Raw genomic sequence first — 25,777 nt, forward strand, 5'->3', positions numbered from 1 at the left:
GCCGCCGGGGCAACCGCGTCAGCCCTGCGGCCGCATCCGGTACTCGTACGCGTCGGGCAGCGGGTCATCCGTCGTGGCCGCCCAGACCTCGTTGAGGATCTCCGCACCCTCCCGCAGGTCGGCGACCTCGAAGCCCTCGTCGAAGACCGCCCGTGCCTCCCGCGGCCGGCCCTCGGCGAGGAGCAGTCTGGCCTCCGCGAGACGGAACCGGCCGCGCTGCCGTACCGCCGGGCGCAGCCGGGACCAGACCGAGCGGGCGTCCGCCGGACGGTCGGCCGCGAGGAGTGCGTCGATCGCCTCACGGCCGAGAGCCGCCAGGGCCGCCGTCCATGCCTCGCCGTCGTCGCGACGCTCCTGGCACAGGTCGTCGAACGCCTCCAGATAGCGTTCGGCGGCCCGTCGGCCGTTGCCGCCCTCCTGGTCCGCGACGGCGAGGCAGCGCAGCAACGGCCAGCGCGAGGGGGCGAGCGCCAGTCCCCGCTCCCAGCTCCGGACGGCCTGCGCGAGATCGCCGGCGTGCCACTGGGCGACACCCAGGTGGTACTCGGTCAGCGGGTCGGCGGGAGCGGTCTCCAGCATGTCCCGCCAGTGCGGGGCGACGAGTGAGGGGCCCGGCGGAGCGACGCGGCGCGGCTCGGGCAGGACACCGCTCGTCAACAGCTCACGCCAGGGCGCCTGTTCTTCGTCGAGCGTCGACTCGTCGAAGGGTGTGCCCGGCAGTTTGTGGCCCGCGCGCAGGACTTCGAGCGCGCCCCAGCCGGATCCGCGGGCGAGCCGGGTGGCCGGTTCGGTGTCCGCGCAGGGCAGCCAGGCCTCGTACGCGGCGTCGACGGTCTCGCGCGGCAGCGCGTCCGCGAGGCGCGCCTCCACCTCGGCACGGGCCGCGCCCCAGTCCTCGCCGTGCACCGTGTCGGGGTCCGCGGCCAGCGGGCCGTACGACTCCAGCCAGCTGAACTCCTCGCCGCCGTCGAGCCGTACGTGTTCCAGCTGGGTGCGGGCGAGACCGGCCTGGATCTCGGCGTATCCCGGGGTGTCCGGCTCGGTCAGCCACTGCTGCCAGCGCCGGCCACCGCGTCCGGAGCCCCACAGGAACAGCTTCCGGCCGCGCAGGGTGTCGGTCGATGTCTGCACGAGGCCCTGCCCCGCGGCGTCCAGGGACGCGATCCATTTGCGGGCCTCGGGGGGCACTTCGTAGAAGTAGTCGGCCGGGTACTCACTGCGCAGCGGATACGTCCGGTCCGCGCCGCGGTACTCCGGTACGGGCACCCGGCGCAGGCTGCGTTCGTAACCGAAGTGCCAGGCTTCGTCGGCGGGGGCGAGCACGCGGGTGGTCGCGTGCTCCTCGACGGCGATGTTGGACCACCAGTACACCGGCGCGGGCTTCTCGTGCGGATTGCGGATCCGCACGCCGACATGGAGGAACGCGGAGTCGGCGGGCAGCCACAGATCGACCTGGAAGGGCAGGTCCCGCAGCCGTTCCCATTCCCAGAGTCTGACCATCCGGCCGCCGTCCGGGGCGGGCACGACGGCCGCGTGCAGGGGTGCGCAGGACAGTGTGGTGTGGCCGGTCGCGCCGATGTTCCACTCGATGCCGCCGGAGTACCAGGCACCGTTGAGCGCGAAGTCGGCGGGCTGGAACACCGGGTTGCGGTAGAGGAGTTCACGGCCGGTGGGCTTGTGGTGCAGCGAGTGGATCCGGCCGCCGAGGCCCGGGAGCACGGTCGCACGCAGGTGGTCGTTCTCGATGACGATCGCGTCGAGATCGGCGGGGGCGCGGTTGCGGCCGTAGCCGTCCAGCACACGCACCGGCAGCAGGGTGCGCAACGGCTCGTAGCCGATCTGCCGCGCCATCTCGCGCGGCAGTTCCGCTCTGGTCCGCTCGTCGATCGCGTGCATCTCGTCGAGCGGTCGCAGCGCGGGCAACGGGTTCGGCGGCCCCACGGGGGCTGCGGGCAGGGTCAGTACGGTGCGCCGGACGGTCGTGGCCAAGGCAACCTCGCTTTGCTCGCCGCGGGGCCGCCGACGGTTCCGGCGGCAACCCGACGACCATGGAACAGCTTTGTCGCCGCCCCGGCCAGAGGGCTCGGGGGGTCAGTCCTCGGTGAAGGCGGCGACGATCAGGTCGGTGAGCAGCGCCCCCGCGCCGCCGTCCGGGTCGAGATCTGGGTCGTACACGGTCACATTCATGCCCACGCAACGGGGCGAACGCACCAGTCCCTTGAGCAGCAGGGTCAGTTCGTGCGGCAGCAGCCCGTCCGGGTCGGGGCTGTCGACGGCCGGCATGACGCGCGGGTCGAGCACATCGGCGTCGAGATGGACCCAATAGCCCTCCAGCGGGGGCACTTCGAGGGTCTGCACGACGGCCGACGTCAGTTCGGGGATGCCCCACTCGCGCAGTTCCGCCACCGTCATCGTCGGGATCTTCAGCTCGGCGAGTTCGGCGCGGTCGTCGTGGAAGCAGTCGCGGATGCCGATGAGCCGGATGTCCTCGTCCCGCAGATAGGGCCGCAGCCCTTCCAGGTTCGTCAGGTCCTCCTGGCCGCGCCCGGTGGCGAGCGCCAGTTCCTCACCGGCCGCCGCGCCCACGTGCGCGGAGTTGCCGGGGTGCCGGAAATCCGCGGAGGCGTCGACCGCGGCGAGCCCGTACCGGCCCAGCCGGCGCAGGGCGAGCGAGGCGCCGAGCTGGATCGAACAGTCCCCGCCGAGGACGAGGGGGAAGTCACCGGCGCGCACATGGTGTTCGATACGGTCCGCGAGCCTGGGGGTGTACGCGGCGATCGCGTCGGCGTTGAAGACACCGTCGCCCTCCTGCCAGTCGCCCCGGTCGTAGCGCGGCGGTACGACGACACCGCCCTCGAAGGCTCCGAGCCGCTGGACGATGCGCTGTTCCCGCAGCGCGCCGGCGAGCTTGTAGCAGCCCGGCACGGCTCCGGGGGCGGGCGGGCGCAGGCCCAGGTTCGAGGGAGCGTCGACGATCACGATATTTCGCATCGTTCCATCCTCACGCGCGTCCACCGGGTCTTCAACGTGTGCGACGAGAGGAAGGCGGCGGCAGGAAAGCGGGCGGGAGGAAGGCGGGAGGCGGAATCCGACATCGCGTCAGGTCACAACCCGCGGGCAGGGGCCTGCCGGACACCGGAGCCGGACGTGCGGGTGGAGGCATGGCAAGCTGACGACACCGGCCGTCGGCGGCTTGCCACCCTGAGCGCCGTTCACCATCCTTGTCTGACAAGTGGCCGAGGCGAACCGAGGAGGGGCCATGGCAGTCGGCGGGCAGCAGCGCAGACCGGTCGTCGTGCTGTACGAGCGGATCGCCGACGCGATCCACGACGGCACCTACCCGCCCGGCTCCACTCTTCCGTCGGAACCCCGGCTGGCCGGTGAACTGGGGGTGAGCCGACCCGCCCTGCGCGAGGCCCTGCTCCTGCTCCAGGAGGACGGACTGCTCTCGGTCCGGCGAGGCGTCGGCAGGACCGTCAGCGACCGCCCGCCCCGACGGGGCTACGAGCACATCCAGCCGCTGGAGGACCTGCTCGCCGCAGGCTCCCCGCTGCGGGTGCGGCCGCTGCTGCGCACGGTCGAGGAACCCACCGACTTCACCACCCAGCATCTGCTGGCACCGGCCGGCGCGGAGCTGCGGTTCTGGGAGTCGCTGCTGGCCGGGGACGGTACGGCGGCGGCGCTCAGCCAGGAGTGGGCGGCCGCCGACGAGGTGCTGGAGAAGGCGCACCCGGACTTCGCCGAGGCGCTGCGCACCGCGTCCGCCCCTGCCGGCTCGATGCTCGCGGTCCTGACCGGCGCCTCGCGCGGAGTGGCCCTGACCGCGCACAGCGCGATGAGCGCGACACTGCTCGGGCGGCGGCGCGGCGAGCAGCTGGGCCGGGCGGCCGACACCCCCGCCGTGCTCATCACGCAGGTGGTACGGGTCGGGGACACCGCGATCCTGGCCGCCAAGCACATGCTGCCGACGGGGGCGCCCGCGATGCCGGTGCTCCAGACGAACTGACCGGCGGGGCCGACGCTCCGGACGAACCGATCGGAGGGACCGGTGCTCTGACGAACCGGCCGGCGGGCTCGTGAGACGGCCGTCACGGCCCGCCCGAAGCGGGTGCCGTACACTCCCGGTGCATGCACTTGTCTGACATCCTGCGCGCGCCCAAGGCCGTCCTCCACGACCACCTCGACGGCGGCCTGCGCCCCGCCACGATCATCGAACTGGCCCGGGAGTGCGGCTACCGCGATCTGCCCACCGAGGACCCGGCCGCGCTCGCGACCTGGTTCCGTGACGCGGCGGACTCCGGCTCGCTCGAGCGCTATCTCGAGACCTTCGCCCACACCTGCGCGGTGATGCAGACCCGCGAGGCGCTGGAGCGCATCGCGGCGGAGTGCGCCGAGGACCTGGCGGCGGACGGCGTCGTCTACGCCGAGGTGCGCTACGCCCCCGAGCAGCACCTGGAGCGCGGTCTGACCCTCGACGAGGTCGTGGACGCGGTCAACGCCGGATTCCGCGAGGGCGAGCGCCGCGCGGACGGCCGGATCACCGTCCGCGCCCTGCTCACCGGCATGCGTCACACCGACCGGTCGCTGGAGATAGCCGAGCTCACGGTCGCCCACCGGGACCGTGGGGTGGCGGGCTTCGACATCGCGGGCGGCGAGATCGGCAACCCGCCGGCCCGCCATCTGCCCGCCTTCCAGCATCTGAAGCGGCACAACTGCCACTTCACGATCCACGCCGGTGAGGCCGTGGGCGCCGAGTCGATCCACGAGGCCGTGCAGATCTGCGGCGCTGAGCGGATCGGGCACGGTGTGCGCATCACCGACGACATCACGGTGCACGACGACGGCACCGCGGAGCTGGGCGGGCTCGCCGCCTACATCCGGGACAACGGCATCGCGCTGGAGGTCTGCCCGACCTCCAACCTCCAGACGGGCGCGGCCAAGGACTACGCGACGCACCCGCTCGACCTGCTGCGCCGCCTCGGCTTCCGCGTCACGCTCAACACCGACAACCGTCTGGTGTCGGGGACGACCATGAGCCAGGAGTTCCAGCACATGGCCGACGCGTTCGGCTACGGCCCCGAGGTCTTCGAGGAGCTCACGGTCGCCGCGGTCGAGTCCGCGTTCCTGCCGCTGCCGGAGCGCCGCCGGCTGATCGACGAGGTCATCAGGCCGGGGTACGCGGCGCTCGGCCGCTGACCGTCGTCAGATCAGCGCCGGTTCGTCCAGCGTGAGGGTGCACGACTCGGCGTCCAGCTCCGCCGGAACGCCGAGCGGCATCGTCAGAGCGGTGTCGCTGTGCCCGAAGCCCAGCTCCTCGACCACCGGGACACCGAGGCCGCCCAGGCGGTCCCGCAGCACGGCCCGGATCTGTTCGTAGGGGCCGCACTGCGCCCAGGAGCCGAGGGCGACACCCGCGACGCCGTCGAGCCAGCCGGTGCGCAGGAGCTGGGTGAGCACCCGGTCGAGGCGGTAGTCCTCCTCGCCCACGTCCTCCAGCAGCAGCAGTCCGCCCCGGGCGGAGGGCCTGGCGTGCGGTGTGCCGAGGTCCGCGGCGAGGAGGCTCACGCAGCCACCGAGGGTGATGCCCCGGGCCCGGCCGGGGATCATCGTGCGGGCGGTGTCCAGGCCGAGTGTGCGCACCGACTCCGGCTCGAACAGCGTGGCCCGCAGCGACTCCTGCGTGCGGTCGTCCTTGAGGAAGGTGGTCGCACCCACCATCGGCCCGTGCAGTGTGGCGAGGCCCAGACGGGTCGCGAACGCCTCGTGCAGGGCGGTCACATCGCTGTAGCCGACGAACGCCTTGGGGCCGGCCGACCGTATGGCCGTCCAGTCGAGGAGGTCGGTCATGCGCTGCGCGCCGTACCCTCCGCGGGCGCAGATGACGGCCGACACCGACGGGTCGCACCAGGCGTCCGTCAGGTCCCGGGCGCGGTCGTCGTCGGATGCCGAGAGGTACCAGAAATCCGGATGCCGCCCGCGGACATGGGGCATCACGACAGGCTCCAGGCCCCAGCCCCGCAGGATGCCGAGGCCCTCCTCCAGACGGTCGTCGGGGACGGGTCCGCTCGGAGCAACGACGGCGACCCTGTCCCCCGCCCGCAGTCGTCGGGGCCGCGTCAGGGGTGTGACGGTCACTTCTTGAGCTCCAGCAACGGGATGTCGGGCCGGGCGATGCCGAAGGTCTGCGCGTACAGGGAGAGTTCGGCCTCCAGGGCGCGGATCATGGTCTCCGCACGGCGGAAGCCGTGGCCCTCCCCCTCGAAGGCGATGTAGGCGTGCGGCACACCGCGGCCCGCCATCCGCGCCAGGAACCGCTCGCACTGCACGGGCGGGCAGATGACGTCGTCGAGACCCTGGAGCAGCAGGAACGGTGTGGTGATCCGGTCGACGTGCTCCGACGGAGAGCGCTCGCGATAGCGGCCGGGCACCTCGTCGATCGGCCCGATCAGCGAATCCAGATAGCGGGACTCGAAGTCGTGGGTCTCGCTCGCGGCCCAGCTCACCAGATCCAGCACGGGGAAGATGACCGTGCCGCAGGCGTACACATCGGTGCTGGTCAGCGATGAGGCGGTGGTCCATCCCCCGGCGCTGCCGCCGCGGATCGCGAGGCGGGCCGGATCCGCGGTGCCCTCGTCCGCGAGGGCGGCGGCGACGGCCGCGCAGTCCTCGACGTCGACGACCCCCCACTGCTCGCGCAGGCGCTCGCGGTATTCCCTGCCGTATCCGGTGGAGCCGCCGTAGTTCACCTCGGCGACCCCGATGCCGCGGGAGGTGAAGTAGGCGATCCCCAGGTCGAGGACGAGGGGGACCTGACTGGTGGGCCCGCCGTGGGCCCAGACCACGTAGGGCGGCAGCTCGTCGTCGGGCGCCACCCGGTCGGGGCTGTGCGGCGGATAGATGTGGGCATGGATCGCCCGGTCGTCGGGACCGGCGAAGGTACGGATCTGCGGCTCCGGGTAGTACGCCGGGTCCACCGGGTCGTCGTGCGCCGAGCCGATGACCCGGGTACGCCCGGTGCGGGTGTCCAGCTCGACGATCTCGTAGGCGCTGCGCGGGCTGGCCGCCACGCCGATCACCCGGTCGCCGTGCACGGTGAGCATCGGGGCCCAGTCGGTCCAGGGCCCGGCGGCGTCCACGAGTTCGCCGGTCTCCGGGTCGAGTATCCCGAGGGTGGTGGCGCCCTTGCCGTGGATCACGGCGACGAGTCCGTCGGCCAGGGGGCGGAACCAGGTGAGGCCCAGCTTCCACAGCGGCCCGCCGAACTCCTCCCCGCGGCCGGGACACAGCGGGGTGGGCCGCGCGGCACCGGACCCGAGGGCTTCCGGCCGGACGCGCTGGAGCTCCCACCAGTTGCCGGCGTCGGAGACGAAGAGCAGCGAGCCGTCCGGAGCCCAGTCGACCTGGCATACCGACTCGTCGCTCTCCCCGACGACGGGGCGCACCGAGGCGAACGGGCCGTCGTGCGTCACCTCGCCGAGCATCACCACGGTGCCGTCCCAGGGCATCCGCGGATGGTCCCAGGCGATCCAGGCCGCGTGCCGTCCGTCCGGCGAGAGCCGTGGCCCGGTGACGAAGCGGTGGCGGTCGTCGGAGAGCTCCCGTACGGCGCCGCGGTCCCGGGCGGCCGATCCGTCCAGTGGCACGGCCGCGATCACGCGCCGCACATCGGTGGGCGCCTCGCCGGTGAACTCCTCCAGCACGCACCACACTTCGTTCCGCTCGGCGTGGATCCTCGGCTCGGCCCAGCGCAGGCCGCCGCCGACGGACGAGAGCGGTGTGAGGGGGCGCGGTTCGGCGCCGGGCTCGTCCGGCTCGAAGGCGTACAGCCGCTGGTCGACGAAGTTCACGAAGACGACGAGCGCTCCGCCGTCGCCTTCCACGACGCCGTCCCACGGGTGTCCGCCGTACTCGATGACGCGGCTGCGGACGTTCCACGGAGCGGGGAGCACGGATTCCTCGACTCCGTCGGCCCGGCGGCGCATCAGGGCCCGTCTGCCGCCTTCGGTCGGGCGCGGCGCCGTCCACCAGACCTCGTCACCGACCATGCCGGGGAACTCGGGCCTTCCGCTGTGCGACGCGGCGAGCGCCGCGGCGATGGGCGAAGGCCACGTTCCATAGGCTCCTGTCGGTACCATTTCCAACTCCCCCTATGCGGAACGCAGATAGTGGTCGAGCACCCGCACCCCGAAGTGGAGTGCCTCCACCGGGACCCGCTCGTCGACACCGTGGAACATCGCCGCGTAGTCGTAGCCGTGGGGCAGCTTCAGCGGCGAGAAGCCGTAGCCCGTGATCCCGAGCCGGGAGAACTGCTTGGCGTCGGTGCCGCCGGGCATGCAGTACGGCACGACATGGCCCTCGGGGTCGAACCGCTCGACGGCGGCGCGCAGTTGGGCGAAGGTCGGGGAGTCGACGGGTGCCTGGAGGGGCACCTCGCGGTGGTGGAACTCCCAGTCCACGTCCGGTCCCGTCAGCCGGTCCATGGTCTCGCGGAACTCGTCCTCGCCGCCGGGCACCATGCGTCCGTCGATGAAGGCCGTGGCATGGCCGGGGATCACATTGATCTTGTAGCCGGCGTCCAGCATGGTCGGATTGGCGCTGTTGCGCACGGTCGGCTCGACGAGGGCCGCTGACGTGCCGAGCTTCAGCATCAGTTCGTCCGCGTCGAAGTCCTCGGCTTCGACATCGGCGTCGAGGCCCTGAAGGGCGGCGAGCTCGGCGAGAGCGGCACGCACCGTCGGGGTGAGCCGCAGGGGCCACCGGTGGTCCCCGATCCTGGCGACAGCGGCCGCGAGGCGGCTGACGGCGTTGGTCCGGTTGACCTTGGAGCCGTGACCGGCCCGGCCACGTGCGGTCAGCTTGAGCCACGCGGTGCCCCGCTCCCCCGCGGCGATGGGGTAGAGCGTCATCCCGGGACCGGCGTGGAAGCTGAACGCCCCGGACTCGCTGATCCCTTCCGTGCACCCCTCGAAGAGACCGGGGTGCTCGTCGGCGAGGAAGCCGGAACCGTCGGCCGCGCTGGCCTCCTCGTCGGCGGTGTAGGCGATGACGATGTCCCGCCGGGGCCTGACGCCCGCCCGGGCCCAGGCCCGGACGACGGCCAGGATCATCGCGTCCATGTTCTTCATGTCGACCGCGCCGCGGCCCCAGACGACGCCGTCGCGGATCTCGCCGGAGAAGGGGTGCACCGTCCAGTCGTCGGGTTCGGCGGGCACGACGTCCAGATGACCGTGGACCAGCAGGGCATCCGCCGACGGATCGGTGCCCTCGATACGCGCGACGACATTGGTGCGCCCGGGCGTGCGTTCCAGCAGGGTCGGTTCGATGCCGGCGTCGGCGAGCCGCTGCGCCACGTACTCCGCGGCGGGCCGCTCGACGCAGTCCCCGCCCCCGCGGTTGGTCGTGTCGATCCGGATGAGCTCGGAGGTGAAGGTCACCACCTCGTCGAGCGCCCGGTCGTCGATGGGCCCTGTCACGTCAGCCATACTGCTCCTCCATCGCCGCCGAGACGATCGTCGTGACCGCTTTGAAGGTGCGGATGCCCTCGTACATGGTCTCGCTGCTGTAGGCGACGCGCCGCTCCCCGCTGCCCGCGACCCCGGGCACGACGGTGGCGGCGGCCGCCAGATGGTCCGCGTCGAACTCCAGCTCCACGGTGAACGGCCCGCCACGCACCGGTTCGTGGCGCACCGCGAGCGCGGTCGCTTCCTTGGCCGCGGCTCGGATGTCCGCCGCGGTACGGGCCGGGGTCCGGCACACCGCCGCGTACCGCGAGACATGGTCCTTCACCGCGACCGCGCGGGCCGCGGGCGCGTATCCCCCGGCGTCGACGCAGGTCAGGTCGTCCCCGGTGACGAGGACGACCGGCACGCCGTACTCCGCGACCACGTGCGCGTTCAGCAGGCCCTCGCTCGCCCGGGTGCCGTTCAGCCAGACGCCCGTGATCGAGTTGGCCAGATAGGTGTGCGCGAGCACGCCCTGGGTGCCGGCGCCCGTGTGATAGCCGACGAAGGCGATGCCGTCCACGTCGCCGTGCTGCACACCCTCGACCATGGACAGCGACTTGTGCTTCCCGGTGAGCATCTGCACCCGCTCGTCCAGCTGCTCCAGCAGCAGATTGCGCATGGTCCAGTGCGCTTCGTTGATGAGCACCTCATCGGCACCGCCGTCGAAGAAGCCGAGAGCCGCGGCGTTCACATCGGAGGTGAACAGGGCCCGGCAGCGCTCCCACTGGGGAGTGCCCGGCAGCACGTCGGCAGGCCAGGTGACACCGGTGGCGCCCTCCATGTCGGCGCTGATGAGGATCTTCATGCGACGAAACCGTACGCGTCGCCCGGCACGTCGACCAGCCCTGTGGATAACTGCCTCTGGGGTGGACCACTGGCATCACCCGTTCCGGTCAACGCGCGCGGTCCGCCGACGTCAGGACGCGCCGTCCGCCGACGTCAGGACCCCGCCTCCGGAGGTGTCCCCGGCTCCAGGGACCAGACCAACTCGGCGCTCAGCGGTCCCGTGCGGGCGAGGAATCCGCCGTGGTCACCGGCGAGCGCGGCGTGCTGCGAGCCGTGGCACAGCACGGCCGCCCGCTTGCGCGCCCACTGGTCGTCGTCGAGGCGCAGACCGTGCCGGACCGTGGTGCGGTGGCCGTCCAGCAGTTCCCGGTACGCCGGGCCGTAGGTGGTGTTCACCGCGAGGGCCGCGTCGGCCTCGTCGGTTCCCCACTCGGGCAGATGGCCGGTGTAGGGGAGGTCCGCGTAGACCCAGGGCAGGGGCGCGCGGAGGGCGGCGAGGACCTTCAGGGCCCGGCGCCGCACCGTCGCGTGGTCGGGCTGGTTCGTGCCGAGCGGGACGAGGAGGCGGACGTCCGGCGCGAGAGTCTCCAGAAAGGCGTCCAGGCCGGGGAGTTCGGCGCTGTCGGCGTAGGGGCCGTCGGGATGGTCGAGCACCACCTGCTCCGCGCCGAGCAGGCCGCACGCCGCGGCGTCCTCGGCACGGCGGCACCGGTAGGCCTCGGCCGCGGAGGAGAAACCGCAGGAACTGTCCCACCAGGACGTCGGAGCGTCCGCGGGCGGGGCGCCGCCGTACACGGTGACGATGGCGGTCGGCCCGGGCAGCAGGGGCAGCAGCCCGCCCAGGGAGAGCGCGGCGTCGTCGAAGTGCGGCGAGAGGACGACCGTGCGCCATAAGGGGTGTGCGGACACAGACATGGGCTCCTCGTGGAGTGGGACGGGCGGGAGGGGTCGGGCGGAGCCCGCCCTCCGGGGAACAGTGGCACCCGGGGTTCAGGGATCAGCCGGATCCGGGCCACAGGACGTGAGGGTCGAGCCGGGCGAACACGGCGTCCCAGGCGTCGTCGTCGCCTTCCCAGCGTCCGGGCCGGGCCGCGACGGTGTCCCAGCCGATGCCGGGCGGCAGCGCGGCGGCGTCCGGCGGAGGTGTCCGGCGCAGCCAGAGCAGCGCGAACCGGTGGCCGGGGTTGCGGGCGGACAGCAGTGCTCGGAGCCGTCGGAGGTCGGCCGCGGTGAGTTCGTCGAAGGCGTCGTGGTGCACATAGAGGACCCGGGCGTCGGAGGCGGTCAGTTCACGCCATCGCACGGCCAGGTGCTCGAACTTGGCCTTGACCGCCGGGAACTGCCGCGCGATGTCGTCCGCGGTCAGCGGTTGTCCCTCCACGGCTCGGAACTCGTGGAAGAACCGGATGTCGGACCCTCGGTCGAGTGCGCAGGCCCCGTCGCTGAACGGCTCGGTCAACCCGGGTCGCAGCACATTGCGGAAGTCGGATTCGACGGCTTCGAGCACGGACTCGAACTCGAGGTCCAGCCAGTCGAAGAAGTGGGCGCGGTCGCTGCCGGTGACGCGCCGGATCTGGTAGGTCGACTCGCAGTGGTATCCGAGCCCGACACAGACGTCGTACACAGGGGCCTCCGGGGCGTGACAGCGATGTCAGCCGGCGGTCCGGCGCAGCAGGACGCCGACGCTGCCGCGTTTGCTCAGATAGGCCCGGCCGCCGCACACCGACTCCACCGCGGGGAAGACCAGTTGGGTCTCGTCGACCTGTTCCCAGCCCGTCGAGGCCGCGAGCCAGGGGCGCAGCCGTGTGGCGAGGGCGGCCGGTTCCAGGGCGACGAAGACCAGATCGGCCGGAAGCGTGTCCAGGAGGCCGAGATCCTGGCCGTAGTAGAGCATCTCGATCAGCAGGTACGCGGCGCCCGGAAGGCGTCGTCCGGCGGCGAGCGTCTCGAGGTCGTCGGGGTGCACGCGGGCTTCGCCGGCGACGCGTTCGGCGAGCCGGGCGCGGAACGCAGCGTTGGGCTCGGTGGCCTCGACGTCGAAGCCTTTGCCGGTCAGCCGGGTGGTGAGTGCTCCCTCACAGGCGCCGACCTCGATCAGCGGTCCGTCGTCCAGGGTGCACCAGCCGGCGATCCACGAGGTCGTGGCGTCGAGTCGTTCCTGCTCGTAGGCGGAGGTGGCGAACTCCCAGGGGTCGACGACCGAGGCGGCGTCGTCCCCGAGACTCGCGAGGAGGGCGAACAGCCGCTCGCGCTCGTCGGCGCCCGCGGCGAAGAAGCGTTCGGTCGCCGGGATACGGGCGGTGTCGATCCGGTGCTGGGCCGAGTCGGCACGCAGCAGATGACCGCAATGGCGGTTCACGAAGCGGAGTTTGGCGGCGGCGAGGTCGCGGTCGAGGGGACGGTCGAGGTCGCTGACGACCTGGAGGTAGGGCGAGTACCCCACCGCGTGGAGGACGGACAGGTCCCCGGCCGCGATGGCCGCGTCCCGCCCGAGCAGGCCGCGGCTGCCCCGGTTGTCGGCGGGCGAGTGCGTCCAGACACGGGCCGCCCGGCCCGCCGCGGCTTTGCCGATGGCTTCGGCGAGCGGACCGGACCCGGGTGAGGCGGCGGCTTCGTCCACCGGCCGTTCCCGCCGGGCCAGCGCGGCGAGCCGGTCGGCCCGGTCGCTTCCGGCGGGCAGCACCACCGATTCCGCGGTGCCTGCGCACAGGACGTGGACCTCGCGGGCCTCGGGGTCGGTGAGTATGGAGAGAAAGTCGAGAACCGCGTCCTCGGCCCTCAGCACCACCACGATGTCGATCACAGCCCGGTCCCATCAGCAGCTCGGCAGGAGCGGACCCGTGACCGGGGTGAGCGGTGCGGGTCCACAGCGCACCCTAACCACAGTTCACCGTTGTGGTCCAGACCAATTTTCGGCGACGGAAAGGAACCTGGCGCTCCGTCAGACGACGTACTGGGAAGGGGAAATGGAGCTCGTGGTGCATTCTCAGCGGCGGCCGAGAACCAGCCACTTCGAGGGCAGCTCGATCCGCGAACCGTCCTTCTGATACTCGGTCGTCGTCAGCGGAAGGCTTCCGCTCGCGAACACCGTGAGTCCCGCCGTACGGAAGTACTCGACCATGTCCGCGTCCGACACCGCTCCGGGCACGATGCCGTGCCGGAACACCGGCTGGAGCTTGGGCGGCGGGCCGGACGCCGCCTGGGCCAGCCGGGCCAGCTGCTGTCCCGCGGCCTCCGCCAGCTCCACCACGAACGCCCGCCCCCGCTCACCGACCAGGGTCGCGACCGTGTCGGCAAGATCCTGGCGGTCCTGTGGGTCGCTCTGATGGAGCACCCCGCGCATATAGACGTTGCAGTCGCCGAGCTCCTCGCGCAGTGCGGCCACCTGCTCGGCATCGACGGCGTCGAGCTGGCGGAACCGCATCTCGCCCGAGGGTGCGTCGCCGCCCGCGGCCGGGGACTTCTCCTGCTGCACGGCGAGTTCGATGGCGGCGGCCGAGAGATCCGCTCCCATCACCGTGGGGAAGCGGTCGGCGAGGAAACGGGTCTGGGTGCCGTTGCCGCAGCCGAGGTCCAGCAGGGTCAGTCCGGGGTGGTCCACATGCGGTTCGTACAGCGCCAGATGCAGTCCCGCGGTCAGCGCCGGCTCGGCGTCCCACAGGACCGATCCCGGTTCACCGGAGGCCTCGCCCCAGAAGCCGTCCCAGGCGTCCTTGTACCGACTCGTCACGCTCATGACCAGCTCCCCAGGATGTGACACCACGTCAAGATCGGTCTACCGCTCCGGTGTTACGGCGACAAGCATCGTGTGCATACCTTCACGTCGCGTTCGACAGCGTGACGGTCGGGCCACTCGTGCCTCGCCGGCACAGAAGTGGGTCTGCCTTACGCCTGCCCCGCCGGCACGGACACAGACGCGCCTGCACCCGCCGGGCTCGCGCGGACACGGACCCGCCCTACGGGGTGCCCCCGCAGGGCTCCTGCACGCCCTACCGGTGCCCCGCTCGCGCAGCGGCCCCTGCCCGGGGCAGAGCCAGCTCGAACCACACGGTCTTGCCGCCTGCCGTACGGCTGGTCCCCCACTCACGCGCCAGCGCGCTCACCACCCGCAGTCCGCGCCCGGCCTCGTCGTCCCCCGAGGTGTCGAGCAGCGTCGGCAGGGTGTGGTCGTCGTCCGCCACTTCGCACACCAGCGACTCGGCCCTGACCAGCCGCAGTTCCGCACGGCGCCCGTCCGCGTGGCGGATCGCGTTGGTCACGACCTCGCCGACCAGGAGCTCCACGGTCTCCGTCACCGAGGCGAGCCCCCAGGACGCCAGCTGCCCACGGACCAGCCGGCGCGCCCGGGCTGCCTCCCGCGGCTCCAGCGACAGTTCCCAGGTCGCGACCGACTCGGGAGCGATGCCGTTGAGCCGGGCCATCAGCAGAGCGACGTCGTCCTTGCGCCCACCACGGGTGTTGAGCGATCGGATGATCGTGTCGCAGGCGTCGTCCATCGAGGCGGCCGGGTGCGCCGCCGACTCGCACAGTGTCGCGAGGCCGACCCCGATGTCCTCTCCCCGAACCTCCACCAGCCCGTCGGTGCACATCACGAGACGATCGCCGGGGGCCACGGGCACCCGAACGCTCCGGAAGGGCACTCCGCCGACGCCGATCGGGGCACCGGTGGGCAGGTCGAGCAGTTCGCTGCGCCCATCGGCCGCCCGGACGAGGACCGGCGGCACATGCCCGGCGTTCGCCATCAGCAGCTCGTGCCGGATCGGGTCGTAGACCGCGTACAGACAGGTGGCGAGATAGTGCTCGCCGAGACGCTGGGCGAGGTCGTCGAGGTTGCGCAGCAGCTGCTCGGGGGGCAGGTCGAGCGCGGCCATCGTCTGTACGGCGGTCCGCAACTGCCCCATCATCGCTGCCGAGTTGAGCCCGTGACCCATGACGTCACCCACCACCAGGGCGGTCCGTGAACCGGGCAGCTTCACGGAGTCGAACCAGTCGCCGCCGACCCGGCCGAGCAGGGTGCCCGGCAGATAGCGGGTGGCCGTGTCGCACCCGGCCATCCGCGGGGTGACCTGCGGCAGCATCGAGTCCTGGAGCGTCTCGGCGACGCTCTCCTGGTAGGTGTACATCCGGGCGTTGTCGAGGACGAGCCCCGCGCGTGCGGCCAGTTCGGCCCCGGTCACCCGGTCCATGTCGTTGAACAGGGCGCGCTCCGCGTGGCGCAGCAGGATCATGAAGCCGAGGACGACGTTGCGTGCCTTCAGCGGCACGACGAGCATGGAGCGGCCGTTGATCAGCGGCCGGATGTCGCGCTTCTCGAACTGCGAGGCGATGGCGGTGCCCATCTGCTCGCTGATCCTCGGCACCAGCACCGGATCACCGGTGGTCATGCACTGGAAGAACGGCGTGTGCTCGGGGAACGGCATCGACTCGCCGACCGGTACGACATCGTCCCAGCGGCCCGGTTCGTCGACGTGCTCGACGGCGACCCGGTGCCACAGGGTGGTCGCGTCGGGCGGCCCGTCCGGGAAGCCTTCGCCCGCGATGACCTGCTCACGCAGGTACGTGCCCGCGACATCCGTGAAGCGCGGCACCACGGCGGCGCTGACCTCCTGGATGGTGCGGGAGAGGTCGAGGGATGATCCGATGCGGCCGCTCACCTCGTTGAGGAATTCGAGGCGCTCGCGGACGGCGGCGTATTCGAGGTCCTGCTCCAGATCGGCGCCGTCCGCCTCCCGGCCCGCGGCGACGGCCGCCTCGGCCGCCCGTTGCCGTGCCCTGCGCTCGGCGCGCCGCGGCACACCCCAGTCGGGTGTGACCGGCACCCGATCGTGGTGACTGAACTCCAGCACGGGGTAGCCGAGTTCGAGGATCTGAGAAACGATCCGCGTCGACTCCTGCACGCTCATGCTCGGCAGGATCTCGGGGAGCCTGCGCGCCAGTTCGTCCGAGCCGGAGAACTCGGTGTGCAGGGCGAAGCCGGGCGCGATGCGTTCGACGCTCTCGTCCTCGGCGCCGAACAGCCGCGCGTCGGCGGCCAGGACGAGCAGTCGCTCGGTTCCCGGTCCGACCATGGGATACGCCCACCAGAGCACGTCGATGCGCTCGCTGCCGGGCTCGGAGAGCCGGGCCCTTCCCGCCGCCGGGTAGGAGGTGCGGCCGTTCAGCGGGGCGTCGAGGCCCGTGCCGGGGCCGCCGTAGCCGTCGTACCCCTCGTACTCACCATCAGCCGCCAACGCTCCGGTGACGGGGAGCAGTTCGGTGGCGGGCCGGCCGACGGCCTCCTGACGGTCGCGGCCGAAGAGCCGGCGTGCTCCGGTCGACCAGTGGGAGACCAGGCCGTCGCCGTCCACGACGACCACGGCGAGCGGAATCCGGCCGGCCACGGCGAACTGCCGTGGCGGTGTCGGAACACCACTGTCCATGGCTGGGAGGCTCCTTCCCCGCCGCCGGAAACCGCGGCCTCGGCACCACGGTACGGCGACGGCGACACGGTGTGCGGCGCAACCGTGGAATAGGTGGTGCGCCCGCGCGAAACTGACGAAGAGTCAGTCCTCGTGCCCCAACTGGAGATCGCGTTCGGTACGCCCCCCGCCCGCCACCTGCAGAACTGTGGCGACCGGCGGGTAACCTGCCGCGATGACCGTGTACTCACCCGAGGAGAGGTCGACGAAGCGGAAGGTGCCGTCGGGGCCCGTGGTGAGAGTGTCGACCACGTTGCCCGCCGCGTCGAGGAGCGTCACACGGGCCTCCTCCACGGGACGCCCGCCGCCGGCCCGCACCGTGCCGCGCAGCATCGCGCCTCCGGCCAGTTCGACGTCCTGCCGGGTCTCCCTCGCGGCCTGCACACTCACCGGGAGCGCGGCGGGGCGGAAGGCGGGGGCGCTCGCGGCGAGCGTGTACTCCCCCGCCACCAGCTCCGTCATCACATACCCGCCCTCGTGCCCGCTGCGAGTGGTGGCCACGACGTCGCCGCGGACATCGGTGAGGGTGACCGTCGCCTCCCGTACGGGCATGCCGTCGGCGGTGGTCACCGTCCCCGCGAGACGTCCGGCGCCGCCGAGGACCACGTCCAGTTCGACGGGGCGTTCGCCGACCGTGACGGTGACCGCCTGCGGCTGGTGCCCGCCGGCGGCGGCGATCATCACATAGGAGCCGGAGCCGGGCACGCTCAGCGCATACCGCCCGTCCTCGCCGCTGGCGCCCCGGCCGATCTGCTGCCCCTGGACATCGATGAGGGTGAGGGCGGCGCGCGGCACCGTGGTGCCGTCGTGGTGCTGGACGGTCCCGCAGACGGGGACCCCGAAGGAGTGGGCGGGCGCACTGCGGGCCGGGGGCACCGAAGCGGTCTCGGCGGCGGAGGCGTTGTGGGACACCAGCGGTTTCTCCTTGAGGAAGAAGGCGATGAACAGGCCGAGCACGAGCACCGGCACGAGATAGAGGAAGATCCGCGGCATGGCGTCGGCGTACGCCTGGATGTAGCCGTCGCGCATCGCCGGCGGCATGGCGTGCACGAGCTGCGGGGTGATCGACTCGGGGTCCGGCAGGCCCGCGCCCTGCGGGAGGCGGTCGGCCAGCGAGTCGGTGAGCCGGTCGGCGAAGAGGGTGCCGAAGACGGCCGCGCCCACGCTGCCGCCGATCTGGCGGAAGTAGTTGTTGGCGCTGGTGGCGGTGCCGAGGTCGGCGGGCGGTACGGCGTTCTGCACGGCGAGGATCAGGACCGGCATCACCAGACCGATCCCGACGCCGAGCACCGCCTGCCAGACGCTGTACTCCAGCCGGGAGGTGTCGGTCTCCAGGCGCGACAGCAGCCACATACCGGCGACCGAGACTGCGCTGCCGAGCACCGGGTAGACCTTGTAGCGCCCGGTGCGGCTGATGAGCTGGCCGGAGACGATGGAGGCGACGACGATGCCGCCCATCATCGGGAGCATCAGCAGGCCCGACTCGGTGGCGCTGGCTCCGTCGACCATCTGGAGGAAGGTCGGCAGATAACTCGCGGCACCGAAGAGCGCCACACCGACGACGGCGCCGACGAGGCTGGTGATGTTGAAGACCGAGTCGCGGAACAGCCTCAGCGGGATGATCGGTTCGGGGGCGAAGGACTCGACGACGAGGAAGAGGACGGCCGTTGCGGCGGCGCCGGCCGCCAGTCCGAGGATGACGTGCGAGTCCCAGTCGTACTCGGTGCCGCCCCAACTGGTCAGCAGGACAAGGCAGGTGGAGGCGGCCGCGAGGAAGAGCGCGCCCAGCACGTCGAGCCGTCCCCGTGCGGCGGGCTTCGGGAGCTTCAGCACGGCGGTCACCACGACGAGCGTGAGCACGCCGAAGGGGACGTTGAAGTAGAAGCACCAGCGCCACGAGACATGGTCGGTGAAGAACCCGCCGAGGAGGGGTCCGGCCACGGACGCGAGACCGAAGGCGGCCCCGATGAGGCCCATGAACCGCCCGCGGTCACGGGCCGGGACGATGTCGGCGATGATCGCCTGGACGCCGATCATCAGGCCGCCGGCGCCGATGCCCTGGACGGCGCGGAAGGCGATGAGCTGGTCCATGCTGCGAGACCATCCGGCCAGTGCCGAGCCGATGATGAAGACGACGATGGCGAACTGGAAGACGCCTTTGCGTCCGAAGAGGTCACCGAGCTTGCCGTAGATGGGCAGGCCCACCGTGGCGGTGAGCAGATAGGCGGTGATCGCCCAGGGCATCCGGTCCAGCCCCTGGAGCTCACCGACGATCTTGGGCAGCGCGGTGGCGACGATCATCTGCTCCAGCGCTGCGAGGAGCAGCGCGAGCATCAGGCCGCAGAAGACGAGGCGTACACGCCGGGGGCTGAGCGGTTCGGGAGCCGCTGCCGCGGCGGCCGGGGGTGAGGGATCCGAGGGACCGCCGGTGACCGGTGCGGCCTGCTCGTCCTTCACCAGAGTGATGCCGCCCACGTATCTGCTCCCCTCGTCACGCCCTGCGCGGCGTCATTCTTCGCATTACACGCCAAGAGGGAGCAAGCGGGGCGTTGTTCGGGGACGCGGCGCGCCGGGGGCGCCAACTGCCGTTCGGGGGGCGCGCGTCGGGCGCTCATCAGGGGCTTTCCCGCGGCTCGTGGCGCCGGGGGCGCATCACGAGACCGCGGGGAAAACCACTCGAAACGGTGAGTGTTACAGCAACTCGGGCCGGCCTACTTCTCGACCGCGTGCGCGAGCTTGTCGAGCTCGGCGTCGTAGATGCGGGCGAGCCCCTTGGGGGCGAAGGTCCGCTCGAAGAACCCGCCGATACCGCCGGCGCCGTTCCAGACGCTGGTGACGACGACCTTGGACTTCCCCTCCCCGGCGGGAGTGACGGTCCAGGTGGTGACCATGGAGGAGTTGCGGTCCTTCTCGACCAGCTGCCCGTCGGTGGGCTCGGTCACCTCGAGGAGGCAGTCGCGGATGCGCTTGCTCGTGGCCTGGAGCTTCCAGTGCACGAGGGTGCCCTCGCCGTCCCCGCCCTCCCGGACCTCGTACTCGCTGAAGTGCTCGGGCAGCAGCTTCGCGCGGGTGTTCTCGTAGTCGGCCAGGGCATCGAACACCTTCTCCGCGTCCGCCGAGATGATTCGTTCCGTGGTGGCCTCGACCTGCGCCATTGCTGTTCCTCCAGCACTCGGTTGTTCGGGGTGGCGCTAGCCAACCACCTCGGGTGCGGGCACCCAAATCCGCGGCGTCGGCGCCGCCGGCGCACCCGCCTTCACACAGGGGTTGCAGTGATCAAGGGAACACGTGTTCTATTCTGGGGTCAGTGCTACCGAGGAGGCGACCATGCGCTGGGACAATCTGGTCGAGAACCCCGCAACGGCCGGGGAGACCGCGCTGTTCGGGACGTCCGCGGTGACCACCAGGACGTTCGACACACCGGAGTTCCGGGGGATCACCTTCCACGAGGTCCGCGCGCGTTCGATTCTGAACCGGGTGCCCGGTGCCTCCCGCATGCCGTTCGAGTGGACGGTGAACCCCTACCGCGGCTGCTCGCACGCCTGCGTCTACTGCTTCGCCCGCAAGACCCACAGCTATCTCGATCTCGACACCGGCCTCGGCTTCGACTCCCAGATCGTGGTGAAGATCAACGCCCCCGATCTGCTCCGCCGCCAGCTCGCGTCCCGCCAGTGGCAGGGCGCGCATGTCGCGATGGGCACGAACGTCGACTGCTACCAGCGGGCCGAGGGGCGCTACCGCCTGATGCCGGGCATCATCTCGGCGCTGCGGGACCGGGCGAACCCGTTCTCCATCCTCACCAAGGGGACGTTGATCCTGCGCGACCTGGATCTGCTGGTGCAGGCGGCGGAGGTGACCGACGTCGGGATATCCGTGTCGGTGGGCTTCATCGACGAGACACTGTGGCGCACGGTCGAACCGGGCACACCGGCACCGGAGCGCCGCCTCGACGTCGTCCGCACCCTCACCGACCACGGCATCGGCTGCGGGGTTCTGATGGCACCCGTCATCCCCTTCCTCGGAGACCGCCCGGACCAGCTGCGGGCGACGGTGAAGGCGATCGCCGCCTCCGGAGCCACGTCGGTGACCCCGCTCGTCCTGCATCTGCGACCCGGTGCGCGTGAGTGGTTCATGGCCTGGGTGTCCGAGCACCACCCTCATCTCGTACGGCGCTACGAGCGGCTGTACGCGGAGGGGGCGTACGCACCGAAGTGGTACCAGCGGCGGATCACCCGCCATGTCCACGAACTGGCGGCCGAGTTCGGGATCGGACCGGCGGACCGCGGGATGCCCCGGCGGATCCGTACGCCGGAGGCGGCGGTCGAGGAGGCTGTGGCGCCGACGCAGCTGACCCTGCTCTGAGGGCGCCGCCCGCCGGGCGGGCGGGGCAGCGCGGGGCCGGTGAGCAGGCGGGCGAGGGGGCCGTCGGTCCGGATTGTCAGTGGCGTACGCAAGGATGTACGCATGACTGCACAGCTCACCCATGTGAAAGCCCCTCACGGCGTGGCCCCCGGCACCGGCTACAGCCATGTCGTCTGGGGCACCGGCCGGTTCGTCGCGATATCCGGGCAGTGTGCCTTCGACGAGGACGGCAGGATCGTGGGCGAGGGCGACCCCGCGGCGCAGGCGCGGCAGGTGTTCGAGAACATCCGCCGGTGTCTCGCGTCGGCGGGTGCGACGTTCTCGGACGTCGTGAAGCTCACCTACTTCGTGACCGATGTGGCTCAGCTGCCCGCGGTGCGTGCCGCCCGGGACGAGGTGTTCGCCGGGCAGCACCTGCCGGCGAGTTCGGCGGTCCAGGTGGCTGCCCTGTTCCGGCCCGAACTGCTCGTGGAGATCGAGGCGTTCGCGCTGGTCGGGGAGGAGAACTGAGCCGTGGGGGTGCGGATCCGGGACATGACGATCGATGACTGCGACGCCGTCGCCACCGTCCGGGTGCGAGGCTGGCAGGCCGCGTACGCGGGGCTGATGCCGCAGTCCTACCTCGACGCGATGAGTGTGGCCGAGGACGCGGAGAAGCGCCGCGGCTTCTTCGCCCGGAGCGCGGGCCGGGTGACCAATGTGGTCGCGGAGCGGGACGGCTCCGTGGTCGGCTGGGGCTGCTTCGGGCCGAGCAGGGACGCGGGCACGACCGCCGACAGAAGCGAGTTGTACGCGATATACGTGCTGCCCGAGCAGGTCGCCACAGGGGTGGGGCGTGAGCTGATGGAGGAGCTGACGCGCCGGGCGTGGGAGGCCGGGTTCCGCGGGATGGAGCTGTGGGTGCTCAAGGAGAACGACCGCGCGCGCCGGTTCTACGAACGGGCAGGCTTCACTCCCGACGGCGCGGAGGAACTCTTCGACGTGGACGGTGTGCCGGTCCCTGAGGTCCGCTACACGCGGTCTCTCACCGGCTAGCTCCTGTCGTTTCGCTGAACGGCCGGGCCGGTGCCGCCGACGGATGTGCGCCCGCCCCCGTCCCGGCACCGGCTTGCGTGCCCGCACCCGACTCGGCGTCCGCGCCTCGTTCGGCGCCCGCTTCCGTGCCGCCGTCCCCTTCCGTATCGGCGTCCGTTTCGGCGTCCGTTTCGGCGTCCGTCTCGCTCCCTGCCGAGATCCAGCGGCGGGAACCGGAGTCGTACTCGTGGACCGGCCTGCCCTGGTAGCCGCTCGTGCGGAACGGGCGCCCGTGGTCGTCGATGCGCACGGTGCCGGACCGGTCGCCGCTGCTCCACGCCAGCTCCAGGAACCAGTCGCAGTCACAGGTGACCGTGCGGCCGGTGACCAGCAGGATCTCCGGGTCCTTCGCCGAGACCTTGTAGGGGAAGGAGAGTGCGGGGATCGCGTCACCGGCATCGTTGCCCGCCACGGAGCGGGCGACCGGGCGGGAGGCGTCGAGGTTCACGTCGAACAGCCGGGGAGTGATCGATCCGCCGCAGCCGGGGCTCATGCTGTAGGCGTCGGCCTTCAGTGGTGCCCGGCGCGCGACCACCCGGACCTGGATGCCCTGGAGCACGACGGCGGTGTCGCTGCGGCCCTGCACCGTGATCCGTACACCCGCGTCGCCCGCGTGCACCGCACCCACGGACCGCGCCCACTGTTCGGCGTCGGCCTCGGCCGGCGGAGGGGGTACGGCGGAGGGGCCACGCTTCACGAGATAGGTGTGGCCGCAGCCGTTCTGCCACACATGCTGATCCGTGGTCCAGGTGAACGGCGTGCCGTTTCCGCGGGGTTGGGACCCACCGGGCGCCCGGGTGGCCTTCGTCCGGGGATCGGGGCTCTTCCCCTCCCCCGAGCCGTGCCCCCCTTCCGCGGAATCCGTACCGGCCGCCTCGGGAGTGGTGAGCTCCTGGGGAGCGGAGCCGCCCCCAGGCGGCTGAGAGGTGCCCGTGTCCTGGTCGCCGGGCTGCTGGGCGGTCGGGCGCTGTCGGTCAGCGGCGGAGAGCGGTGATTGGTCGAAGGCCATGAGCAGGACGAGCGCGAGGACGGACGCGACGAGGGCGGCGGCGTAGGCAGCGGGACGACGGAACAGACGCGCGCCGGCCCATGGGGGCATTGCTGCCGGTGCGGGCGCTCGCGCGGGACGTTCTGCGGATACCTGGTCTGCGTGCGGGAGCCCGCCCGGTACGGGGATGCCGACACTCGAATCCTCGGCGGGGGCGGCCGGAACGGGGGTGCCCGAAGCGGGATTGCCCGACGCCTCCGAGGTGACCGACGTGCCCGACGCCTCCGAGGTGCCCGACGTGTCCGACGCCTCCGAGGTGGCCGAGGTGTCCGACGCCTCCGAGGTGGCCGAGGTGGCCGCGGTGGCCGCCAGGCCCGAAGTGCCGTGCGGGTCACCTGCGTCGGCCCGCCCACCGCCGCTCTCCATGCGCCGGCGGCGGTCGGCGTCCGCCCGAACCCACAACCGGTGCAGCGCGATCAGGTCGTCACCGGCGCACCCGCACAGCCGGGCCAGTCGTTCGATCGGCGCGAACTCCACCGGCACCGTGCTTCCCGAGCAGTACCGGTGCAGGGTCGACGCGCTGACGCCCACCCGACGTGCCAGAGCGCCGTAGCTGCGGCCCGACGCGTCCCGGATCTCGCGCAGCCGCTGCGCGAACGCCTCGGTCTCGGACTCTCGCGGTGTGCTCACGCCTTTCAACTCCCCCCGGCCGTCCCAGGACGGCGTTTCACCCCTGCTGAAGAGTCCCACGTCAGCGGGGGTGGAATGGTTCCACGGTTCCGGACGTGCCTCAGGTGCTTGCCGCCACCTCACGAGCCGTCAAAGCTGGTGATCGCTCCACCAACCACGAACAACGGGGAAGTCCTTTCATGAACATGTTCCGCACCGCTGCCCTGACCACGGCGGCCGTCGGTCTGACGGTCGTCACGATCGGCGCGGCCACCGCCGCTCCCGTGACGCCCGCCTTCCTGTCCGCCTCCCAGCTGCCGGCCGCCTCCACGGCCTGGCACGCCGACCCGGTGAAGCCCGGCACGGGCGACGACTTCTGCACCCAGGGAGTCGCGCCCAAGGCCGGCAGCAAGCACCGGGAGTTCAGGACCGAGCTGGACACCGGAGCGCAGCAGACCATCACGGTCGCGGCCACCGAGGCCAAGGCGAAGGCGCTCGTCACCAAGCTCCGGGCATCGGTCGAGAGCTGCCTCGACCGGATGAAGGAGCAGTACCCGACCATCGAGGGCGAGGCCTTCCACCACGGCAGGGTCGATGTGGAGGAAGGTGCGAACGTCTACAGCATCGACACCCACGACACCGAGATCGGCTCCTCCGACATCGCGCTCTACTCGGTCGGCCGCGACGGCAAGGCCGTGACGGTGGTCCGCTGGAGCCAGTTGGGCGAGTTGGACGGAGCGCCGCTGGACGGGTTCCGGAAGACCACGCGCACGGCGGTCGCCAAGCTCTACTGATCCTCGCGCGGAGCCGGCCCACCGACAGCGCGGGCCGGCGCGGGACCGGCGCGCACGAGCACGCCACAGACTGCCCGTCGGGTTCTACCGACCCCGACGGGCACATCGGGGGAGCCCGCGGGCTCCGGGTCCGGAATCTCTTCCGGCCCGGAGCCCGCTTGCACTTCTCCCCGGCTTGCACTTCTCCCCGGCTTGCGCATCTCCCCGCTTGCGTTTCCGCGGCCCGGAGCGCGCTTGCGTTGCGCCACCCCCCGTGCCCGGTCGCCCAGCAAGCGCCTCCGCGGCGGGACCGTAGGGCACCCGCGGCCTCGCCGGCCTCGTCACCCGATCCTGGCCAGCGCCGCCTCCGCCGCCGCCGTCAGACGCGGATGCGTCCGCGCGGATCGCAGTATGTCCCCCGCGCGCCGGTCGCCCAGTGCCCCGAGACCCTCCACACAGGCGAGCGCCACCCGCCAGTGCGGATCGCCCGGCGCCAGCCGCCGCCGGAGCACCGTGATCAGGGCCGGTGCGGATTCCGGGGCGCGCAGGCGGGTGAGCAGCCGGACCGGCACCAGGGCGTAGGCGACCCTCAGCTCGTTCGTGGCCAGCGCGGCCGCCGCTCGCGGGGTACGGGGGTCCCCCAGCGCGGCCAGCGCGTGCGCGGCGGAGACACAGCGCGCCGGATCACGGTGGTTGAGCAGCAGTACCAGGGCCTCGAAGGCCCGCCGGTCCCCCGCGCACCCGAGCCGGAAGGCTGCCATCTCCCGCGCCCACAAGGGGCGTTCCTGTTCGATGAGGACGCCCGCGAGCTCCTCCTGGTCCTCGGTCGCCAGCAGCCGTTCATAGGCGACCGAGCCGCCCGACTCGCCCCTCAGCCGCTGGGCCAGGGACCATAACTCCTCGTCCATGCCGGTCAGCGTAGCGACGGCAGGGGCCGCGCACGGCGGCGATCCAGATCACACCGGACCAGGTCTGGCGCGCTCGTTACTGGCGAGTTAATCTCAAGTGAGCGGGTAACCCCCGCAGAGCTCCCGGTGGCCTGGTGACGCAGCCGCCGCGAGTGCAGTCGGTTCGGCAAGCACCGTGATGCGTCGGTGGACGTATCGCGTACGGCGTGACTCCGGGACAGAGTCCGCCGGCCCTGCACCACGACACGCAATCGAC

General features: G+C 71.8%; 21 protein-coding genes. 6 read left to right on the forward strand and 15 right to left on the reverse strand.

Annotation, left to right across the window (positions count from 1 at the left end):
• Positions 1-18: 18 nt before the first annotated feature.
• Positions 19-1,989: a DUF5107 domain-containing protein gene (locus RPQ07_RS07140; protein ID WP_313943201.1), complete on the reverse strand. Its 1,971-nt coding sequence runs from the start codon at positions 1,987-1,989 to the stop codon at positions 19-21.
• A gap of 102 nt (positions 1,990-2,091) precedes the next feature.
• Positions 2,092-2,991: an arginase family protein gene (locus RPQ07_RS07145; RefSeq protein WP_313943202.1), complete on the reverse strand. Its 900-nt coding sequence runs from the start codon at positions 2,989-2,991 to the stop codon at positions 2,092-2,094.
• A gap of 268 nt (positions 2,992-3,259) precedes the next feature.
• Here RPQ07_RS07145 and RPQ07_RS07150 point away from each other — a divergent pair, with 268 nt between their 5' ends.
• Complete coding sequence (locus tag RPQ07_RS07150) at positions 3,260-4,006, forward strand: GntR family transcriptional regulator (protein WP_313943203.1); 747 nt, start codon at positions 3,260-3,262, stop codon at positions 4,004-4,006.
• A 122-nt stretch (positions 4,007-4,128) separates the two neighbouring features.
• The gene (locus RPQ07_RS07155; protein WP_313943204.1) at positions 4,129-5,196 is read left to right on the forward strand and encodes an adenosine deaminase; all 1,068 of its coding nucleotides are present in this window, start codon (positions 4,129-4,131) and stop codon (positions 5,194-5,196) included.
• 6 nt (positions 5,197-5,202) lie between these two features.
• On the opposite strand, the gene RPQ07_RS07160 is transcribed toward RPQ07_RS07155, so the two are convergent.
• The 11 genes from RPQ07_RS07160 to RPQ07_RS07210 all read right to left on the reverse strand — a co-directional run bounded on the left by RPQ07_RS07160 (position 5,203) and on the right by RPQ07_RS07210 (position 19,902).
• Entirely contained in the window at positions 5,203-6,135 is a 933-nt protein-coding gene (locus RPQ07_RS07160) for an LD-carboxypeptidase (RefSeq protein ID WP_313943205.1), read from the reverse strand.
• Positions 6,132-8,135 carry a S9 family peptidase gene (locus RPQ07_RS07165; RefSeq protein WP_313943206.1) on the reverse strand — a complete coding sequence of 668 codons (2,004 nt, stop codon included), beginning with the start codon at positions 8,133-8,135 and terminating at the stop codon, positions 6,132-6,134. The genes RPQ07_RS07160 and RPQ07_RS07165 overlap by 4 nt, the downstream gene beginning before the upstream one ends.
• A gap of 12 nt (positions 8,136-8,147) precedes the next feature.
• A complete protein-coding gene (locus RPQ07_RS07170) occupies positions 8,148-9,482 on the reverse strand; it encodes a M20/M25/M40 family metallo-hydrolase (protein WP_313943207.1) in 1,335 nt (444 codons plus the stop codon).
• Positions 9,475-10,308, reverse strand: coding sequence for a M55 family metallopeptidase (locus RPQ07_RS07175; RefSeq protein ID WP_313943208.1), 834 nt, complete (start codon positions 10,306-10,308; stop codon positions 9,475-9,477). The genes RPQ07_RS07170 and RPQ07_RS07175 overlap by 8 nt, the downstream gene beginning before the upstream one ends.
• 134 nt (positions 10,309-10,442) lie before the next feature.
• Positions 10,443-11,204 (reverse strand): PIG-L deacetylase family protein, encoded by a 762-nt coding sequence (locus tag RPQ07_RS07180; protein WP_313943209.1) that lies wholly within the window; start codon positions 11,202-11,204, stop codon positions 10,443-10,445.
• Between the two features lie 82 nt (positions 11,205-11,286).
• Complete coding sequence (locus tag RPQ07_RS07185) at positions 11,287-11,913, reverse strand: DUF1796 family putative cysteine peptidase (protein WP_313943210.1); 627 nt, start codon at positions 11,911-11,913, stop codon at positions 11,287-11,289.
• Positions 11,914-11,940: 27 nt separating this feature from the next.
• Entirely contained in the window at positions 11,941-13,092 is a 1,152-nt protein-coding gene (locus RPQ07_RS07190; RefSeq protein ID WP_313943211.1) for a hypothetical protein, read from the reverse strand.
• Between the two features lie 183 nt (positions 13,093-13,275).
• Entirely contained in the window at positions 13,276-14,025 is a 750-nt protein-coding gene (locus tag RPQ07_RS07195; protein WP_313943212.1) for a class I SAM-dependent methyltransferase, read from the reverse strand.
• A 253-nt stretch (positions 14,026-14,278) separates the two neighbouring features.
• On the reverse strand, positions 14,279-16,708 hold the full coding sequence (locus RPQ07_RS07200) for a SpoIIE family protein phosphatase (RefSeq protein WP_313943213.1): 2,430 nt from the start codon (positions 16,706-16,708) through the stop codon (positions 14,279-14,281).
• Positions 16,709-16,831: 123 nt separating this feature from the next.
• Positions 16,832-19,222, reverse strand: coding sequence for an MFS transporter (locus tag RPQ07_RS07205; protein ID WP_313943214.1), 2,391 nt, complete (start codon positions 19,220-19,222; stop codon positions 16,832-16,834).
• A gap of 236 nt (positions 19,223-19,458) precedes the next feature.
• A complete protein-coding gene (locus RPQ07_RS07210; RefSeq protein WP_313943215.1) occupies positions 19,459-19,902 on the reverse strand; it encodes an SRPBCC family protein in 444 nt (147 codons plus the stop codon).
• Positions 19,903-20,074: 172 nt separating this feature from the next.
• On the opposite strand from RPQ07_RS07210, the gene RPQ07_RS07215 reads away from it, so the two are divergent.
• The 3 genes from RPQ07_RS07215 to RPQ07_RS07225 all read left to right on the forward strand — a co-directional run bounded on the left by RPQ07_RS07215 (position 20,075) and on the right by RPQ07_RS07225 (position 22,144).
• Positions 20,075-21,109 (forward strand): Rv2578c family radical SAM protein, encoded by a 1,035-nt coding sequence (locus RPQ07_RS07215; protein WP_313943216.1) that lies wholly within the window; start codon positions 20,075-20,077, stop codon positions 21,107-21,109.
• Positions 21,110-21,211: 102 nt separating this feature from the next.
• A complete protein-coding gene (locus RPQ07_RS07220; RefSeq protein ID WP_313943217.1) occupies positions 21,212-21,619 on the forward strand; it encodes a RidA family protein in 408 nt (135 codons plus the stop codon).
• Positions 21,620-21,643: 24 nt separating this feature from the next.
• The gene (locus RPQ07_RS07225) at positions 21,644-22,144 is read left to right on the forward strand and encodes a GNAT family N-acetyltransferase (protein WP_313943218.1); all 501 of its coding nucleotides are present in this window, start codon (positions 21,644-21,646) and stop codon (positions 22,142-22,144) included.
• Here the strand turns inward: RPQ07_RS07225 and RPQ07_RS07230 are convergent.
• Positions 22,134-23,861: a helix-turn-helix transcriptional regulator gene (locus RPQ07_RS07230; RefSeq protein ID WP_313943219.1), complete on the reverse strand. Its 1,728-nt coding sequence runs from the start codon at positions 23,859-23,861 to the stop codon at positions 22,134-22,136. The two genes, RPQ07_RS07225 and RPQ07_RS07230, sit on opposite strands and share 11 nt — an antisense overlap.
• Positions 23,862-24,040: 179 nt before the next feature.
• Between RPQ07_RS07230 and RPQ07_RS07235 the strand changes: the two genes are divergently transcribed.
• Positions 24,041-24,634 carry a hypothetical protein gene (locus RPQ07_RS07235; RefSeq protein ID WP_313943220.1) on the forward strand — a complete coding sequence of 198 codons (594 nt, stop codon included), beginning with the start codon at positions 24,041-24,043 and terminating at the stop codon, positions 24,632-24,634.
• Between the two features lie 320 nt (positions 24,635-24,954).
• Here the strand turns inward: RPQ07_RS07235 and RPQ07_RS07240 are convergent, their stop codons facing one another.
• Positions 24,955-25,521 carry an adenylosuccinate lyase gene (locus RPQ07_RS07240; protein WP_313943221.1) on the reverse strand — a complete coding sequence of 189 codons (567 nt, stop codon included), beginning with the start codon at positions 25,519-25,521 and terminating at the stop codon, positions 24,955-24,957.
• Positions 25,522-25,777: the final 256 nt, after the last annotated feature.

It is taken from the genome of Streptomyces sp. AM8-1-1, from assembly GCF_032229325.1.
GTDB lineage: Bacteria > Actinomycetota > Actinomycetes > Streptomycetales > Streptomycetaceae > Streptomyces > Streptomyces achmelvichensis.

Excerpts from the sequence above, each read along its gene's own strand:
- RPQ07_RS07195 (WP_313943212.1), bottom strand. The coding sequence starts at position 14,025 with ATGAGCGTGACGAGTCGGTACAAGGACGCCTGGGACGGCTTCTGGGGC.
- RPQ07_RS07155 (WP_313943204.1), top strand. The coding sequence starts at position 4,129 with ATGCACTTGTCTGACATCCTGCGCGCGCCCAAGGCCGTCCTCCACGAC.
- RPQ07_RS07150 (WP_313943203.1), top strand. The coding sequence starts at position 3,260 with ATGGCAGTCGGCGGGCAGCAGCGCAGACCGGTCGTCGTGCTGTACGAG.
- RPQ07_RS07215 (WP_313943216.1), top strand. The coding sequence starts at position 20,075 with ATGCGCTGGGACAATCTGGTCGAGAACCCCGCAACGGCCGGGGAGACC.
- RPQ07_RS07175 (WP_313943208.1), bottom strand. The coding sequence starts at position 10,308 with ATGAAGATCCTCATCAGCGCCGACATGGAGGGCGCCACCGGTGTCACC.
- RPQ07_RS07145 (WP_313943202.1), bottom strand. The coding sequence starts at position 2,991 with ATGCGAAATATCGTGATCGTCGACGCTCCCTCGAACCTGGGCCTGCGC.
- RPQ07_RS07170 (WP_313943207.1), bottom strand. The coding sequence starts at position 9,482 with ATGGCTGACGTGACAGGGCCCATCGACGACCGGGCGCTCGACGAGGTG.
- RPQ07_RS07240 (WP_313943221.1), bottom strand. The coding sequence starts at position 25,521 with ATGGACGAGGAGTTATGGTCCCTGGCCCAGCGGCTGAGGGGCGAGTCG.
- RPQ07_RS07165 (WP_313943206.1), bottom strand. The coding sequence starts at position 8,135 with ATGGTACCGACAGGAGCCTATGGAACGTGGCCTTCGCCCATCGCCGCG.
- RPQ07_RS07235 (WP_313943220.1), top strand. The coding sequence starts at position 24,041 with ATGAACATGTTCCGCACCGCTGCCCTGACCACGGCGGCCGTCGGTCTG.
- RPQ07_RS07210 (WP_313943215.1), bottom strand. The coding sequence starts at position 19,902 with ATGGCGCAGGTCGAGGCCACCACGGAACGAATCATCTCGGCGGACGCG.
- RPQ07_RS07225 (WP_313943218.1), top strand. The coding sequence starts at position 21,644 with ATGACGATCGATGACTGCGACGCCGTCGCCACCGTCCGGGTGCGAGGC.
- RPQ07_RS07180 (WP_313943209.1), bottom strand. The coding sequence starts at position 11,204 with ATGTCTGTGTCCGCACACCCCTTATGGCGCACGGTCGTCCTCTCGCCG.
- RPQ07_RS07220 (WP_313943217.1), top strand. The coding sequence starts at position 21,212 with ATGACTGCACAGCTCACCCATGTGAAAGCCCCTCACGGCGTGGCCCCC.
- RPQ07_RS07200 (WP_313943213.1), bottom strand. The coding sequence starts at position 16,708 with ATGGACAGTGGTGTTCCGACACCGCCACGGCAGTTCGCCGTGGCCGGC.